Annotated in this window: 16 protein-coding genes; 8 read left to right on the top strand and 8 right to left on the bottom strand. The window is 74.5% G+C overall.

Annotated features, from left to right (window positions below; translation table 11 throughout):
• Positions 1-10 precede the first annotated feature (10 nt).
• The 3 genes from ACH4UK_RS09470 to ACH4UK_RS09460 all read left to right on the top strand — a co-directional run bounded on the left by ACH4UK_RS09470 (position 11) and on the right by ACH4UK_RS09460 (position 2,142).
• Entirely contained in the window at positions 11-679 is a 669-nt protein-coding gene (locus ACH4UK_RS09470; RefSeq protein WP_398355443.1) for a DUF6304 family protein, read from the top strand.
• 135 nt (positions 680-814) lie between these two features.
• Entirely contained in the window at positions 815-1,783 is a 969-nt protein-coding gene (locus tag ACH4UK_RS09465; RefSeq protein WP_398355442.1) for a DUF1648 domain-containing protein, read from the top strand.
• A 2-nt stretch (positions 1,784-1,785) separates the two neighbouring features.
• On the top strand, positions 1,786-2,142 hold the full coding sequence (locus ACH4UK_RS09460; protein WP_398355441.1) for a GntR family transcriptional regulator: 357 nt from the start codon (positions 1,786-1,788) through the stop codon (positions 2,140-2,142).
• A 167-nt stretch (positions 2,143-2,309) separates the two neighbouring features.
• Here the strand turns inward: ACH4UK_RS09460 and snpA are convergent, their stop codons facing one another.
• Positions 2,310-2,966 (bottom strand): snapalysin, encoded by a 657-nt coding sequence (snpA, locus tag ACH4UK_RS09455; RefSeq protein ID WP_398355440.1) that lies wholly within the window; start codon positions 2,964-2,966, stop codon positions 2,310-2,312.
• Positions 2,967-3,281: 315 nt separating this feature from the next.
• Here snpA and ACH4UK_RS09450 point away from each other — a divergent pair, with 315 nt between their 5' ends.
• From ACH4UK_RS09450 to ACH4UK_RS09430, 5 genes are all read left to right on the top strand, one after another.
• Positions 3,282-4,235, top strand: a complete 954-nt coding sequence (locus ACH4UK_RS09450; protein ID WP_398355439.1) for a LysR substrate-binding domain-containing protein — start codon at positions 3,282-3,284, stop codon at positions 4,233-4,235.
• A gap of 78 nt (positions 4,236-4,313) precedes the next feature.
• Positions 4,314-5,312, top strand: a complete 999-nt coding sequence (locus tag ACH4UK_RS09445) for an NAD-dependent epimerase/dehydratase family protein (RefSeq protein WP_398355438.1) — start codon at positions 4,314-4,316, stop codon at positions 5,310-5,312.
• A gap of 116 nt (positions 5,313-5,428) precedes the next feature.
• Complete coding sequence (locus tag ACH4UK_RS09440) at positions 5,429-6,937, top strand: choice-of-anchor A family protein (protein WP_398355437.1); 1,509 nt, start codon at positions 5,429-5,431, stop codon at positions 6,935-6,937.
• A 39-nt stretch (positions 6,938-6,976) separates the two neighbouring features.
• Positions 6,977-7,336 (top strand): DUF952 domain-containing protein, encoded by a 360-nt coding sequence (locus ACH4UK_RS09435; RefSeq protein ID WP_398355436.1) that lies wholly within the window; start codon positions 6,977-6,979, stop codon positions 7,334-7,336.
• Positions 7,333-8,214 (top strand): SDR family oxidoreductase, encoded by an 882-nt coding sequence (locus ACH4UK_RS09430; RefSeq protein ID WP_398355435.1) that lies wholly within the window; start codon positions 7,333-7,335, stop codon positions 8,212-8,214. Before ACH4UK_RS09435 ends, ACH4UK_RS09430 begins: the two co-directional genes overlap by 4 nt.
• A 36-nt stretch (positions 8,215-8,250) precedes the next feature.
• Here ACH4UK_RS09430 and ACH4UK_RS09425 read toward each other — a convergent pair whose 3' ends face one another.
• From ACH4UK_RS09425 to ACH4UK_RS09395, 7 genes are all read right to left on the bottom strand, one after another.
• Positions 8,251-9,438 (bottom strand): DUF1266 domain-containing protein, encoded by a 1,188-nt coding sequence (locus tag ACH4UK_RS09425; RefSeq protein WP_398355434.1) that lies wholly within the window; start codon positions 9,436-9,438, stop codon positions 8,251-8,253.
• The gene (locus ACH4UK_RS09420) at positions 9,435-10,697 is read right to left on the bottom strand and encodes a DUF1266 domain-containing protein (RefSeq protein WP_398355433.1); all 1,263 of its coding nucleotides are present in this window, start codon (positions 10,695-10,697) and stop codon (positions 9,435-9,437) included. Before ACH4UK_RS09420 ends, ACH4UK_RS09425 begins: the two co-directional genes overlap by 4 nt.
• A gap of 54 nt (positions 10,698-10,751) precedes the next feature.
• Positions 10,752-11,426: a response regulator gene (locus ACH4UK_RS09415; protein WP_398355432.1), complete on the bottom strand. Its 675-nt coding sequence runs from the start codon at positions 11,424-11,426 to the stop codon at positions 10,752-10,754.
• The gene (locus ACH4UK_RS09410) at positions 11,423-12,733 is read right to left on the bottom strand and encodes a sensor histidine kinase (protein ID WP_398355714.1); all 1,311 of its coding nucleotides are present in this window, start codon (positions 12,731-12,733) and stop codon (positions 11,423-11,425) included. Before ACH4UK_RS09410 ends, ACH4UK_RS09415 begins: the two co-directional genes overlap by 4 nt.
• Before the next feature lie 28 nt (positions 12,734-12,761).
• Entirely contained in the window at positions 12,762-13,934 is a 1,173-nt protein-coding gene (locus ACH4UK_RS09405; protein WP_398355713.1) for an acyltransferase, read from the bottom strand.
• Between the two features lie 4 nt (positions 13,935-13,938).
• A complete protein-coding gene (locus ACH4UK_RS09400) occupies positions 13,939-14,907 on the bottom strand; it encodes an alpha/beta hydrolase (RefSeq protein WP_398355431.1) in 969 nt (322 codons plus the stop codon).
• 139 nt (positions 14,908-15,046) lie between these two features.
• Positions 15,047-15,919, bottom strand: a complete 873-nt coding sequence (locus tag ACH4UK_RS09395) for an alpha/beta fold hydrolase (RefSeq protein ID WP_398355430.1) — start codon at positions 15,917-15,919, stop codon at positions 15,047-15,049.
• Positions 15,920-15,977 lie beyond the last annotated feature (58 nt).

Here is a 15,977-nt window from a genome sequence, read left to right as displayed (position 1 = left end):
GTCCCTGCTCATGACAGATGAGTCGTGGGCCGGCTGGTACCGGGACCGCACGGGTTCCGACGCCGTCGTTCTCACCACGGACGGACAGCAGCTCCGGATCCGGATCAGAGGGGTCGACTTCGAGGGCGAGAGCTTCGACGACCTGGGACCGGTCGCGGGCATACCGCCGGAGAGCGGGATGTTCGCGCTCGCGGACGGCGCGCTCACCGACTGCGTACTGGAGTGGGACCTGCCGCTGCCCGTCCTCGTCGCGGGCGCGCTCCGCCATGCCACGCTCAGCTGCCTGCTCTCCCTGCGCCGGGTGGACCCGGACCTCCACCTCACCCTCCATCTGGACGGCGCGGTGTACGAATCGGCCCGCGCCGAGAGCGACTTCGCCGCGGCCCTGGCAGCCGTCCAGCGGATCCTCCCGGACGACATCCGGATCCAGACCTGTATCGCCTGCGCCTTCTCCGACTACTTCCCCGCCCCGGGGCGGGGCCTCTCCGGCGGTCTCGCCTGTTTCCGGGGGGCCAAGGACGCCTACCGGGACTCCGCGGGCGAGGACGACGTCCTGGACCTGTGGGACCGGCGGTCCGGATTCGTCCAGGAGATCTGGAGCTGCCACGAGTTCGAGGTGCGCCCGGCCGACGGCGCGGGCACCGGCCACCGGGGAGCCTTCCCGCTGGAACACGCCTGACCGGACCCGCCGACGTGGCACCGCCGCGACCGCCCGCCCTCCGCCCCGTACCGCATCCCGGTACGGGGCGGAGGCGTGCCGTCCCGTTGCCCCTGCCTCATTGTTCTACTAGCATGCGAACAACGGAGGTTTTCCATGAAAAGCAAGAACCTTGGCCGCGCCCTGTTCGCCGCCCTGCCCTTTGTGCTCGCTCTCCTCGTCGACCTCACCCTCTACGCCGCCGTCAAGGACCGCCTGCCCGACCGGCTGGCCGTCCACTTCGACGCCGGTGGCTCCCCCGACGGGTACCTGAGCCTCACCGCCTATCTCCTCAGCTCGATCCCGGCGCTGCTCGTGCTCGGCGCCCTGTCGAGCTTCATCGCGGTCAGCGGCAGACTCCACGGCCGCGCCCACCGGTGGTTCACCGGCGGAGGCTTCGCCGTCGCCGCGTTCCTCGGATACCTGCTGATCGCCGTCCTGTTCGTGAACGTGGACGTCCCGGACGGCGGCTCGGCCGACGGCTTCCCGCTCTGGCACATCGCCGCGGCCCTCGGGGCGGCCGCCGTCGCCGGGGCCCTCGGCCTGTTGCTGTCCCGGCTCGTCCCCCTGCCCCAGGGCCCGCGCGAGGACGACCCGGCGGTCCGGGAGCGGATCACGCTCGCCGACGGCGAGGTGGCCGGCTGGGCGCGCGGGATCGGCGCGTGGTGGGCACCGATCGCCGTGCTGCTGTTGCTGGCTGCCGGCGTCACCGTCGGACGGACGCAGAGCTGGTTCATCGGGGCGCCGCTGATCCTCCTCGCCCTGGTGGTGGCCACCTTCTGCCGCCCCCACGTCACCGTGGACCGCCGGGGGCTCACCGTCTCCGGACTGCTGCCCCGGCCCCGGGTGCGGGTGCCGCTGGACCGGATGGCGGGGGCGGAGAGCCGTCGCGTCAACGCGCTCGCGGAGTTCGGCGGATGGGGCTACCGCATCCGCCCCGAGCGCAGCGGCGTCATCACCCGCTCGGGCGAGGCCATCGTCGTCGGCCTGGCGAGCGGCCGCGAGTTCGTCGTCACCGTGGACGACTCGGCGACCGGCGCGGCCCTGCTCAACACGCTGCTCGACCGGCAGCGGGCGGGGCGCTGACCATGCTCTTCCGGGTCGACCCGACCTCCACCGTCCCGCTCGGGGACCAGATCGCCGCCTCGGTCCGGCGTGCGGTCGCCGAGGGCGCGGTGGCCCCGGGCGAGCGGCTGCCCGCCGCCCGGGTGCTCGCCGAATCCCTCGGCGTGAACGTCCACACCGTGCTGCGCGGCTATCAACGGCTGCGCGAGGAAGGGCTCATCGAGCTGCGCCGCGGCCGGGGTGCGGCGATCACCGCCGGCGCCTCGCCGCAGCGGGCCCGGCTGCTGGAGCGGGTCCGTGAGGCGGTCGCCGACGCCCGGGACCTGGGCATGACCGAGGACGAACTGCTGGCCCTGGTCCGCAGCGAACTCGAGGCCTGAGACGCGCGGTGGACGCGGCGGCCGGAAGTGGGAGAACCGGCCGGTGCGCAACGCGAAGAGGACCGTTCCGCGAGCGGAGCGGTCCTCTGTCGTGTGGGGGGTGCCGGCCGGTCCCGGGACACGGGACCGGCCGGCCTCTGCCGCCGTACTGCCGGGTGACCCCGGTGTCAGGAGGCGGAGCGGGCGAGCGCGGCCAGGCCGTTCTGCCACAACTGGTTCACCCGGGCACGCTCGTTGGCGTCCGGGTTGGAGTTGGTGCAGGACGGGCCGGGGCCGCCGCCGGACATCAGTTCGCTGCACGGGCCGGAGTAGTGGTCCGGCAGACCGAGCACGTGCCCGGTCTCGTGCGTGGTGACCCGGGTCGAGTCGTACTGCTGGTTCTGGGCGTAGTCCAGGAAGATGTAGCCGCTGCCGTGTCCGTCGGTGCTCGCGTAGGAGCCCCGCGGGTCGTTGCCCTCGCGGTACGTGAAGTCCGCGTTGGAGCCCTCCTGCAGCTGGACGTTGGAGACCGAGCTGTTCCAGATCTGCGTGCTGCTGGCTATCTGGCTGCGGAAGGACGGCGCGTTGGACGCGTTGTAGACGACCGTGACGGCCTTGATGCCCGGGTTGGCCGCGCGCTTCTCGGCGACGGACTTCATGACCGCGTCGAGGAAGGCACGGTTCGCGGCGGCGTTCTCGCCCGAGCCGTTGTACGCGGCGATGGCGGTGGAGGAGGAGGGGGCGGCAGGGGCCGGAGCGGCGGCGACGACGGGTGCGGTGCCCAGCGCGGCGACGAGGCCGAGCCCGGCGGCGGCGGTGGCGACGGCAGTCCTGAGGTGTCTCATGGGGGGATTTCTCCTACCTGTCCGATCGAACCCGCGCCGTGGGGGTGTCCGCTGGGCGGACAAGGCGTGGGGCGGTACGGGGAAGAGTGTGGTGCAGAGCACAGTCGCCGGGGATGATGCCGAACGGCGATAACACCGCCCTATCGCCGCGCTGCGCCGCCCTTTGCGCACGTCAGCCGCTCGGCTGCATGCCATGGGCACGTCACAAACACCGCATCACCACATGTCTTCGCACCCAACACTCCCTGAATTGCTGTCGTTTGGTGGGGTTGCGACGTCTGGTGCGCGGCGGGCGGCGGTCATAGTCTCCGCTGCATGGAGCTGGAGGTGAGGCACCTCAGGGCGCTGTGCGCCATCGCCGACGCGGGCAGCCTGCACCAGGCGGCCCGTCGCCTCGGCGTGAGCCAGCCCTCCCTGACCACCCAGTTGCGGCGGATCGAGAACACGCTCGGCGCCGAACTGTTCCGCCGGGAACGCACCGGCTGCCGGCCCACCTCCCTGGGCCGGGCCGTCCTGAGCCGGGCCCGCCCGCTCGTCGACGGCATGAACGCCCTGGTCGCCGAAGCGCTGGCGGAGGCCGAGGCCGCCCGGCCCCGCGGGTCCCGGCTGCGCATCGGCTCCACCGCGAGCCGGGTCATCGGCGGCTGGCTGCGCCGGCTGCGGGTCGCCCTGCCCGGCACCGACATCTCGCTGCGGGTCGACGTCTCCGCCCACGCGCTGCTGCGCTCGGTCGAGGAGGGGCGTCTGGACGTCGCCTTCGTGCACGAGGTGGAGGGCAGTCCGCTCGCCGTGCCGGAGGGTCTGGAGCAGCGCGTGCTCGTGGACCGGGAACCGCAGTTCATCTCCCTCTCCCGGGACCACCCGGCCGCCCGGCGCCGGGTGGTGGAGCTCGGCGATCTGGCGGGCGACCCGTGGATGGTCGATCCGACGGTGGACGGCGAGTGGGACGGGGTGCGCCGCGTGCTCGGCGCGGCCGGGCTGAACCCGCCGGTCCTGCACGGCGACTACCTCACCGCCGCCTCCCTCGTCGTGCTCGGCGAGGCCGTCGCCCCCTGCCAGCCGACTTCGGGCCCGCGCGACGACATGGTGATCCGCCCGCTGCTGGGCGACCCGCTCGCGGTGCGGCTGCTCCTGGTCTCCCGGCCGGGGACGGACATCGACGTGGTGTACGCGCAGTTGGAGGACGCCTACCGGGACGCGGCGCGACGGGCGAGCGGCTATCACGAGTGGCTGCTGCGCCACCGCTCCCCGCTGGCCCGCACCCCCTGACCCGGGCCGGGAAGTTCCCCGTTCTGCTGACAGCGTGCTGGTGTTCCCCCGCCCCCTTCCGGCGGGCAGGGTTGCCGCATGAGGCTTCTGATGCTGGGCGGTACGGAATTCGTCGGACGGGCCGTCACCGACGCGGCGCTGGAGAGGGGCTGGGACGTCACGGTGTTCCACCGGGGCCGCCACGCACCCCCGCCCGGAGTGACCACGCTGACCGGGGACCGGACCGCGGGTGCGGCCGGACTCGCGGCGCTGGCGGAGAGCGGGCAGGACTGGGACCTGGTCGTCGACACCTGGAGCGGTGCGCCCGCCGCCGTCCGGGACGCCGCCCGCCTGCTGGCCGGCCGGTCCGGTCACTACACCTACGTCTCCAGTCGCTCGGTGTACGCCCACCCGGCCGCCCCCGGACTCGACGAGGACGGCCCGCTGGTGGCCGGGGCCTCGCCCGACGACGGCGGGGACGTGCCCTACGACCGGGCCAAGCGCGGCGGTGAGCTGGCCGCCCTCGACGCCTTCGGGGACCGGGCCCTGCTGGCGAGGGCCGGGCTCATCATCGGTCCCGGGGAGAACATCGGCCGGTTGCCCTGGTGGCTGTCGCGGATCGCCCGGGGCGGACCGGTGATCGCCCCCGGCCGGCCCGCAGCGGAGCTCCAGTACATCGATGCCCGGGACCTGGCCGGCTGGATCCTGGACGCCGCGGCGGCCGGGCTGCACGGCGCGTACAACACGGTCAGCCGCCCCGGCCACACGACCATGGGCGAGTTGCTGGCGGCCTGCGTGGCGGCCACGGGGTCCGACGCCGAGCTGCGCTGGACCGATCCGGAGGTCCTGCTGGCGGCCGGGGCCGAGCCCTGGAGCGACCTGCCGATCTGGCTGCCGCCGGGCGAGCTGTACGACACGCTGTACCGGGGCGGCCACACCAAGGCGCATGCCGCGGGGCTGCGCTGCCGCCCGGTCGGGGAGACCGTCGCGGACACCTGGACCTGGCTGCGCGCGCTGGGCGGCACGGCGCCGCAGCGCCCCGACCGCCCGGTCGTCGGCCTCGATCCCCGGCTGGAGGCGAAGTTGCTGGCTCTCTGACGCACCGGCCTCGGTGTGCGTGTCGCGGCGAAGAAACCTCCTATAGGCCTACGCGGGGGGTCGAGAGCGGCGTGTCATACAAAAGCATGAAGTGATAACCATGCATATTGCGCGGCATGGAACAGAAGGCGCGCAGGCGCGGCAACGCAATCCGGGCAGCAGTGACAGTGGCCACGGCCGCGGCGATGGTGGGCGTGCTGGCCCCGGCCGCCGGTGCCGATCCGCTGCCGGGCGGACTGGGGCCCTGCCTCGGCAGCTCCTGCCCGCCCAGCTGGAACGACCCCGGCAACGGCCCGGTCACCCACTTCGACAGCAACATCAACGTCTTCGTCGGCGGGGACTTCCTGGTCCGGCAGGCGGCGGCCGAGGCGGAGGGAAAGGTCGTCACTCTCGGCCGGTTCGACATGGACAAGCGGGACGGGGTCTCGCAGGTCTACAACGTCGGCATCGCGGGCGTCGGTTCGCGGGTGCCGCCGCCGGACGGCTCCGACTATCTGACGGCGGGCGGGGACGTCAGCATCGCCGACGGCGAGCGCCTCCTCGCCGAGGAGGGCGCGCACTCCGGCCGCGTCGCGCACGCGGCGGGTCTCACCGGCACGGTGAGTCCCACGACCGCCCCGCGCTTCGACGAGGAGGCGGCCGCCCCCTACACCGCGCTGCGCCCGCAGCTCACCGAGGCCAGCCACTGCTACGCGTACGACGGCGACGAGCACCGTGCGGCGACGGGCAGGTGGCAGAAGTCCGGCGACGTCATGACGTTCACCGGGGACGGCTCGTCGGCGATCCAGATCTTCGACGTGGACGCGGACCTGGAGTCGGAGACGGGCGGCAACACGGGGTTCGTGTTCAACGGCATCCCCGAGGGCGCGACCGTCCTGGTCAATGTCTACGGCGCCACCCGCAGCGTCGCGACGTTCATGGGCTCGTTCCCCAACGAGGGCCTCCGCGAGAACCTGCTGTGGAACTTCCCGGACGCCACCGACCTGTCGTTGAGCGGCCCGGCCCAGTTCGAGGGCAGTGTCCTGGTCGGCCGGCCGACGAGCAACACCGTGCTCAGCATGAGCGGGACCAACGGCCGCTTCTACACGGCGGGTTCGCTCACCCATACCTCGGCGGGCCGGTCGGGCGGCCAGGAGATCCACGCGTATCCGTTCGACGGCGACCTGCCGACCTGCACGCCCGACCCGACGCCGACGCCGACGGATCCCACCCCGACGCCCACGGATCCGACGCCGACCCCGACGGATCCCACGCCGACCCCCACGGACCCGACGCCCACGCCGACGGATCCCACCCCGACCCCCACACCCACCCCGACCCCCACACCCACCCCGACCCCCACGGACCCCACGCCCACCCCGACCGACCCCACCCCGACCCCAACGGACCCCACGGATCCGAGCCCGAGCCCCACCGACCCGACGCCCACGCCGATCGACCCCTCGCCGACCGGACCCGCCGAGCCCACCCCGCACCCCACGCCCTCGCCGAGCCACCCGGGCGAGCTGCCCGACACCGGTTCCCGGGGCGGTGAATGGATCATCGGGTCCATCGCGGCAGCGCTGATCGCCGCCGGTGGCACGGTCCTCGTGGCCACCCGCAGGGCTCGTCGCCGCACCTACTGACAGCCCCGCCCCACCCGCCAGGACCGCTAGCGTGGCTCGATGACCGAATCGCTGCTGCACCTGGCCGAAGCGCCTCTGTGGGAGGCCGCCCGCGCCTCGGGGACGTACGAGATGTCCACCCGCGGCCGGACCCTCCAGGAGGAGGGCTTCATCCACCTCTCGCTGCCCCACCAACTCCCTGGTGTGGCCCGGATGCTGTACGGGGAAGGCGACCGGGACCTCGTGGTCCTGGTCGTCGACCCGGCGCGCCTCACCGACCCCGTCCGGTACGAGGCGATGAAGCCCGGAGGCGAGGAGTTCCCGCACCTGTACGGACCGCTCCCGGTGGGCGCGGTCGTGGAGGTGCGGCCCTTCAGGCCCGGGGACCACGATCGACGAGAGGAAGACGAACTCCAGTGAACGGCCCCCTCATCGCGGTGACCGGAGCGAGCGGAGCGGTCGGCGGCCGGGTCGCCCGGCGGCTCGTCCGGACCGGCGTACCCGTACGGCTCCTCGGCCGTGACCCCGCCAGGCTGCCCGACCTGCCCGGCGCCGACCACGCGCCCGCCGCCCCCTACGGCGACGGCGAGGCCATGCGCCGGGCCCTCGACGGAGCCCACACCCTGTTCCTGGTCTCCGCCCACGAGAGCCCCTACCGGGTCCGCGAGCACACCACGGCGATCGACGCCGCCGTGGCGGTGGGCGTGGAGCGGATCGTGTACGTGTCCTTCCAGGGGGCCGCTCCCGACGCCACGTTCACCTTCGCCCGCGACCACGCGGACACCGAGGCCCACATCCGTACGGCCGAGGTGCGCCACACCTTCCTGCGCGACAACTGGTATCTGGCGGGGCTGCCCGCGATGACCGGGACCGACGGCGTGCTGCGCGGGCCCGGCGGCGACGGCCGGGTGGCGGCCGTCGCCCACGAGGACATCGCCGACGCGGCGGCGGCCGTGCTGCTGGACGAGGGCACGGACCACGACGGCCGGGTCCACGACCTCACCGGGCCCGAGGCGTTCACCCTCGCCGAGGCGGCCGAGGAGCTGAGCCGTGTCACCGGGCGCCCGGTCGTCTACGTCCCCGAGACCCGCGAGGAGGCCTACGCCTCCCGGGCGGGCTTCGGGGCCGAGGACTGGGAGGTGGCCGGCTGGGTCACCTCGTACGAGGCCATCGCGGCCGGTGAACTGGCCGCCGTCTCCGACGCGGTGCCCACGCTCACCGGGCACCCGGCGAAGAGCTTCGCCCAGTTCCTGGTGGAGAACCCGGACAGCTACCGCCACCTGCTGCCCGGCGGCTGACCGGCACGGGTCGCCGCCCCGCTCACGGCCGCCCGGTCACCGCCACGGGATGTGCCGCCACGGACTGCCCTCGCTCTCCGTCAGCAGACGGTGGGCGAGGACGTTCTGTTCGTAGAACGGCCCGTACTCCTCCTCGTCGAACCGCAGGACCCGCCCCAGCGCGTACCCCGCCGAGAAGTCCTCCCACGAGCGGTGGGCCGACTTGCTCAGCGCCCCGGCGTACACGATCGCCTGCTCCGCGTCGGCCGGGGCGCAGTAGCGCGCCGACAGCCCCCAGCGCGCCAGGTTCACCGCCCGGCCGTAGTCGTACGCCACCGTCGTGCGCACCCGGCCGTCCGGCGGCAGCAGTCCGTCCGCACGGAACCGGGCCTCGTAGCGCATGATCCGGCGTACGAGGTCCTCGATGCCCTTGACGGTGCCCGCGTCGGCCCCGAGGTCCTGGGCGTGACCCGCGGCGGTCTCCCGCCACAGATCGGCCGACGGCAGCTCGCCGATCCCGGCCGCCAGCTGCTCGCGGGCGCGCAGCGCGAAGTCCGGTTCCGGCGGGCTGTTGCGGGCGTCCAGCAGGGCGTCCAGCTGTTTGCGCCACCCGGCATGGTCGGTGATGCCCCAGGAGTCGCGCAGCTGATCGCGCTCTCTGGTGTACTCGCGGTAGACCGTCCCGATCTCGTTCCACGGCACGGCGTTCCCGATCGCCAGATGCACCCCGCAGGCCAGCCCGTACGCCAGCGGCCCGTGCAGTGCGCCGTGGCGCAGCGCCAGGAGCCGGTTCTCCGGGAGGCGGTCGTTCTCCGCGTACGCGCGCTGCCAGAGCGCCAGGTCCGTCGGGGCCGTGGGCAGCAGCAGCTGGCCGGGCGTCCCCACGTTCACCCCGAGGAACACCTGCGGGTCGGACCAGCCGAACTCGGCGGCCCAGCGGAGGGAGACCCCGTGGAAGACCCAGTCCGGATGCCACGCGGGCAGCATGCCCCGGGTGAGCACGGGCCGGCACACGAAGCCCGAGGGGTCGTGGTGCGCGCGCCAGGTGATGGTGTCCGGCCGCGCGTCCGCCTCGGCGCGCGGGGCCGGGATGTACAGCTCGGCCCCCGCCAGCGCCGCCAGTTGGGACCGGACATCGCCGCGCAGCGCCGCCTCGTGGAGGAGCTGCTCGGTCTCGGACGGCGGAACCCAGGGCGCCGGTGTCCAGGGTGCGGCGGCGGGTGCGGTGGGGAGGTTCGGGTTCATGACCAGGCAAGGTTCCGGTAGGGGCTGGTGGGGTCCTGGGTCAGCGTGCGGTGCTCGGCGAGCGACTGCCCGTACGTGGGCTCCGCCGCCTCCGGGCCGTCGTCCTCGGCCCGGTGGACCAGGCGGGCCATGAGGTAGCCGAGGGAGAAGTCCGCCCACGAGGCGTAGGCCCCCCGGGCGAGTTCGCCGAGCCGCAGGACGTCCTGCTCGGCCTCGTGCGGATCGCCGTAGCGGGCGCCGAGCGCGAGCCGGACGACGTTGACCGCCCGGCCGAGGTCGTAGGCGGCCAGTGTGTCGACGCGGCCGTCCGGGGCGAGCACGCCGTCGGCCCGGAACCGTTCCTCGTACCGGATGATGTGATGCAGTGCCCGCTCCGCCACCGCCCGGTCGTCGGCGTCACGCGTGGCGAAGGCGCGGGCCACCGCCTGGGACCACTCCTCGCGCGTCGGCGTGCGCCCCAGCCGGGCGGCCAGGGTGTGCCGGGTGCGCAGGACGGCTTCCTGGACGCGCCCGACCAGCTGGTTCTTCATCAGCGACGCGAGGCGGTCGCGGTACTCGGCGCGGTGCGGGATGCCCCACGGACTGCGCAGCCGGGCGCGGTCCGTCGCATAGTTCTCGTAGGCGGCGCCGAGCCGGTTCCAGATCAGGCCGTTGGTGACGGCCAGATGGGCGCCGAGCGCCAGCCCGTGGGCGAGCGGCCCGTGCAGGGGCCCGCCGCTGTCGGTGAGCAGGACGCCGTGCTCGGGCCCGGCCGCGTGCTCGTCGGCCTTCAGCCAGCGCTTCAGGTGCCTGGGGCGGGCGTCGATCATCGCCCCGTACGGGGTGCCGTGGTTCACCGCGAGCCGGCGCACCTCGTACGGCCAGGTCCGGGCCAGCTCGCCGAGGCCCACCTCGCGGAAGACCCACTCCGGGTGCCAGGGCGGCAGCATTCCCTGGGTCAGGACCGGGACGCAGATCCGCCCGGAGCCCTCGTCGCGGATCGCCGGCAGGGGCGCCGTCCAGCCGGGGATGTCCGCGTGCAGCCGGGCGACGAGCACATACAGCCGGGTCCGCGCGAGCAGCTCCACCACCGCGTCGGCGTCCCCGCCGGCGACCGCGGCGCACAGCGCGCGCTCGATCGCGGTGGGCGGCGCGGGGGGCGGGTAGGCCGGCGGGTGCGGCGCCGCGTCCGCGTACGCCGACGCGTCCGGGCGGTACCCGTCGTGCGGGGCGGCCACCGCTCGGCCGCCCGCTGTTTCTGCCCCGTTCCCCGTTGTCACGGTGAGATCCTACGGAACGGGGTCCGGCGGGCTGCCGGGGGAGCCCCGGGGCGGTCAGAGCCCGGCCGGGCGCACCAGCCCCGACTCGTACGCGAACACCGCCGCCTGGGTCCGGTCCCGGACGCCCAACTTGACCAGGATCCGGCCCACATGGGTCTTCACCGTCTGCTCCGCCACGATGAGCTGCCGGGAGATCTCCGCGTTCGACAGGCCGCCCGCGATCAGCGTCAGCACCTCCGTCTCGCGCTCCGTCAGATCCCCGATCCGCGCCTTGAGCGGCGGGCGCGGGGCCCCGGCCGTGCGGGAGAACTCCACGATCAGCCGCTTGGTGATGTTCGGGGAGAGCAGCGCGTCGCCCGCCGCCACCACCCGTACGGCAGCGGCGAGTTCGTCTGCGGAGGCGTCCTTCAGCAGGAAGCCCGACGCACCCGCGCGCAGCGCCTCGTACACGTACTCGTCGAGGTCGAAGGTGGTCAGCACGAGCACCTTCACCGTCGAGCCCTCCGGGGAGGTGATCCGCCGGGTCGCCTCGATCCCGCCCAGCTCGGGCATGCGAATGTCCATCAGGACGACGTCTGGGGCGAGTTCGGCGACCTTGGCGATCGCGTCGAGCCCGTTCACGGCCTGCCCGACGACCTCGATGTCCGGCTCGGCGTTCAGCAGGACCGTGAAGCCCTGGCGGACCATCATCTGGTCGTCGGCGATCACGGCGCGGATGGGCGGGGTCATGGGGCGTCCTCGGTCGTCTCGGTGCCGGTGGGCAGGATCGCGGTCACTTCCCAGCCGCCGTCGGGCGTCGGCCCGGTGGCGAGTTCGCCGCCGAGCATCGCGGTGCGCTCGCGCATCCCGAGCAGGCCGTGGCGTACCCCGGGGGAGGGGGCGGCCGGGCGGCCCGGCGGCGAGTTGAGGACCCGGACCGTCAGCCCGGCGGGCCGGTGGCCGATCAGCACCTCGGCGCTCGCGCCGGGCGCGTGACGCATCACGTTGCTCAGCGACTCCTGCACGATGCGGTACGCCGACAGCTCGACGCCCGGCGACAGCGGGCGGGGATCGCCGGTGGTGGAGACGGTGACGGCGAGACCGGCGGAGCGCACGGTGGCGACCAGCTCGTCGAGCCGGTCGAGACCGGGCTGCGGGGCGTGCAGCGCGCTCTGCGCGGGCGCGTCCTCCGAGCGCAGGACGCCCAGCACCCGGCGCAGTTCGGCGAGGGCCTCCAGGGCGTTCTCGCGGATGCCGGTCAGATTCTCCCGCAGCTCCTCGGTGGGGTGCTCGACCAGGTGCGGGGCGACCTGCGCCTGGATGGAGATCACCGACATGTGGTGGGCGACCACGTCGTGCAGCTCGCGGGCGATCCGGCCGCGCTCCTCCAGCAGGGTGCGCCGGGCCCGCTCCTCCGCGGTCAGCCCGGCCTGGACGACCAGGTCCTTACGGGCCAGCCGCAGGCTGCGCAGCGCCGCGCCCAGGACCAGGGCGACGACGAACACCGGTGCGGAGCGGTCGAGGTCGACGTTGTGCCGCTGGGTGGTGTGCAGGGTGAGCGCCAACCCCGCCAGCAGGGTGAGGGCCAGCGCTCCCGTCGCACGGCGCAGCGGGACCCGCAGCGCCAGCAGGAACAGCGCCCCGCCCTGGAGCACCATCCCCATGACGCCCCAGGGGAACAGCCGGTCCGGGCTCATCATGGACTCGGTGACCAGAACCGTGGTCACCGACAGCGCCGTCGCCGCCCACCAGGCACCCACCGGCCGGATCATCCCGGCCACCAGCGTCGTGGACTGCGCCAGCGCGGCCAGCACCGCCCACCCGCTGACCCCGCCGGTCGGGTCCGCGGTCAGCTCGTTCGTACGGGGCACCGCCGAACAGGCGGCCACGATGATCAACAGGACGAGCAACGACGGCCGCCACACCGGCACATCGGGCTCCCCCATGCGCGGCACCCGGTCGGCCGGCGCGGCCCACAACTCCTCGTACAGGGCACGCGGCGCACGGCGCACCGCCGCCCGCAGCCGTACCGCCCCCGATGACGTCACCGCCCCCACCGCCCCCTCGGCTCCACTCCTGCTCAGACTAGGCACGACGCGCGTGTCCCTTCCGCTCGGGGGCGGACTCCCGGACGACGAGGGAGCCCCCGCCGGAGCGCCGCCCGCCCTGCTCGCACCCCCGGAACACGGCCCAACAGCCCAGCAGGGCCAGGGCGAACACCGGCAGCCAGAGCAGCCGGGCGAGCACCCAGTCCGCCCCGTCGGGCACGGTGTGCAGCCCCGGCAGCGGACCACCGGCGACCAGCAGGGCGCTCGCCGTCACGACGATCATCGCGGTCTGGTGCCAGAGGAACACGGTCATCGCCGCCAGGTTCACCATCGCCACCGCCGCCCAGACGGCAGGTCTGCGCAGCACCCGGCGCAGGGGCCCGAGCAGCAGCAGCGCCGCCCCGCACTGCGCCAGGCCGAACGCCACGGCGGCCAGGCCCGGCGGGTCCAGATTGGACATCCGGCCGCCCGGAACGCCGACCATGGCGGCCGGATACCCGGCCCACAGCACGAGCGCGACGGCCGCCGCGGCCCCGCCGGACAGCAGAGCCCAGCGGTTCCTCCGGCCCCGCAGCCCGCCCCGGGCCACCAGCGCCCCCAGGCAGTACGGCACCAGCCACCCCGCGACCACATTGATCCACCCCAGCTCCCGCGGACCGCCGAGTCCCAGGCGTACGAGGTCGACGTGCAGCACCACCACCAGCGGCCACAGCGGATGCAGCCGGGCCACCAGCGGAGTCAGCGCGGTCAGCGCGGCGAAGACCAGCAGGAACCACAGCGGCGACCAGACCAGCTTGACCAGCGCCCGGACCGTCGGCTCGCCCACTCCGGCCACCAGCATCGCGGCCGCCGCGAGCGTCCACACCGCGAGCACCGCCGCCACCGGCCGGAACAGGCGTGCCAGCCGGCCGCCCACCCACCGCCGGTACGGCACGCCCCGCTCCCGGGCCGAGGCCCAACTCCCGGCCGCCACCTGCCCGCCCACCAGGAAGAACACCGCGAGGGTCTGGAACACCCAGGAGACCGGCGTCAGCCGGGGCAGGTACGCCAGGGGGCTCGCCCCGCGCACCGTGCCGCTGTCGGCGACCAGCGCGGTCACCAGCCAGTGCCCGCCCACCACTCCGAGGATCGCCAGGGCCCGCAGGGCGTCGACGGCCCGGTCCCGGCCGGGCGGGGTGGCGGCCTCGATCCGCGCGACGAGTTGGCGCAGTTCCCTACGCACGCGGGGCCTCCAGCGGTTCGGCGCCTGCCACGATCCGGGCCAGGTTCGTCAGCGAACGGGAGCCGGGCAGCAGGTAGTCGCTGTGACCGCCCTCGCCCGCGTCGAACACCTCGGCCCCGAACCGGTCCGCCACCGGATCGGTCCCGAACCCCACCGTCGCGACGAACGGCACCCGCACCCGCACATGGGGCACCCGGGCGATCCAGTCCCCGCCGCCGCGGCCCGCCCACACCCGGGCCTCCGTGCGCAGCGAGCCGGCGTCCCGGGCCCCGACCCCGGGGCTGCCGTAGAGGACGAGGGCGTCGGCGGAGGTCCCCGGAGCCGACCGGGCGCAGATCACCGAACCGTAGGAGTGGCAGAGCAGGCTGATCCGGGCGGCGGGCCGCACCGCGCTCAGCCCGTCCACCAGCACCCGCAGCCCCGGCGCGGCCCCCTCGGCCCGCGCGGTGGTCAGGGCGGCCGGGCTGACGGTGGCGGGCGAGCGGTACCCCAGCCAGACGACCACGGCCGCCCCCGCGCCCGACTCCCGCTGCAACGCCACCGCTCCGCGCCGCAGCCGCCCGTACGCGTCCAGGCCGACACCGGCTCCCGGCACCAGGACGGCGATGCGCCGAGCCGTGGCCAGCTCCCCGACGACCTCCGTGCTCCGGCCGCCGTCGCGCCCGTCGAAGGACAGGAACTGCCGCCCCGGCGTGGCCATCGCCCGCAGGGAGGCCGCCCGCCTGAGGTCCCCGTGCCCGTCCGCGGCCCGTTCGGCGGCCAGGATGTCCCGCCTGCTCACCGCGTACCGCTCCGCCAGCGCCGCCGGGCTCGCGTCGCGCAGCGGCCCCGGCGCGGTCGGCGCGGGGGCGGGCACGGCGGCCGGACGGGCCGCTCCGGACACCGGCACGGCCACCGCGAGGGTGACGAGGGCGGCGAGCAGGGTGCGGCGCAGGCGGGGTCTGCGCGGGCGGTCGGCCATGGGGCGAGGTCCTTCCGTACCAGGGGCATCGGGTGCTTCCGGTACAGAAGTTAGGGACGGGGGGCGGTAGTCGGCGTCCCGCTGGAGGGGGTACCCCGTGGCTGGCTCTCAGGTATGACGCGGGGGAGGTGGCGCGGCGTCAGCTCCGGCCGGTGTGGTCCAGGATCGCGGCGGCGAGCGGGGCGTGGACCGCGCGGGGGAGGGCGTGGCCCATACCGGGGATCTCGACGAGCCGGGCGCCCCGGATCGCCTGGACGAGGTGCTCGGCGTGCGGGGGAGGGGCGACCGGTTCGGCGGGCGCCGAGATGACCAGCGTGGGCACCCGGGTCCGGGCGAGCTGCTCGGTGCGGTCCATGCCGGAGTAGTCGGCGCGGGCGTGCGCGGTGCCGGCGTGGTGGTGCCCGGTGTGTGCGATGATCCGGCGTTCCTGTTCGCGGGCGTAGTCGGCGTCGAAGGGGATCCGGCCGCCGCCGAGCGCCCGCCAGTGTTCGACCCGGCGCTCCAACTCCGCCTCCAAGCCGCGGTCCTCGACGGGCCGCGACCACAGCTCCATCAGCTCCGGGGCAACGCCGGGCAACTCCTCCGGCGGGACGCGGCGGCCGTCCGGCGCGACGTACGGCACGGAGCTGAGCGCGTTCGTCCCGATGACGGTGGCGCTCAGCAGCCGCTCGGGGAGGTCGGCGACGAGCAGCTGCGTGAGCATCCCGCCCATCGACATCCCCACCACATGCGCCCGCACCACGCCGAACGCGTCCAGCACGGCCACGGCGTCCCCGGCCAGCGCGGTGAGCGGGTAGGGCTCCGCGTCGAAGGACCAGGTGGAGCGGCCGGTGTCCCGGTGGTCGTACCGGATCACACGGTGCCGGGCGGCGAGCAGCTCCACCAGCTCGTCGGGCCAGCCGAGTCCGGACGCCTGCGCCCCCATGACCAGCAGCAGGGCAGGGGCGTCGGGAGCACCGTGCTCCTGGGCCCAGAGGCGCACGCCGGGGGCTGCATCGACGAAGCGTTCCATGGGGGACCTCGCTGTCCTGGAGAGGGGCCGACGGGGCGAGACGTATCGTCTCGTTTGC

It is taken from the genome of Streptomyces sp. NPDC020884 (assembly GCF_044333935.1).
Classification (GTDB): Bacteria; Actinomycetota; Actinomycetes; order Streptomycetales; family Streptomycetaceae; genus Streptomyces.
This window is presented reverse-complemented; position numbering and strand designations above follow the sequence as displayed.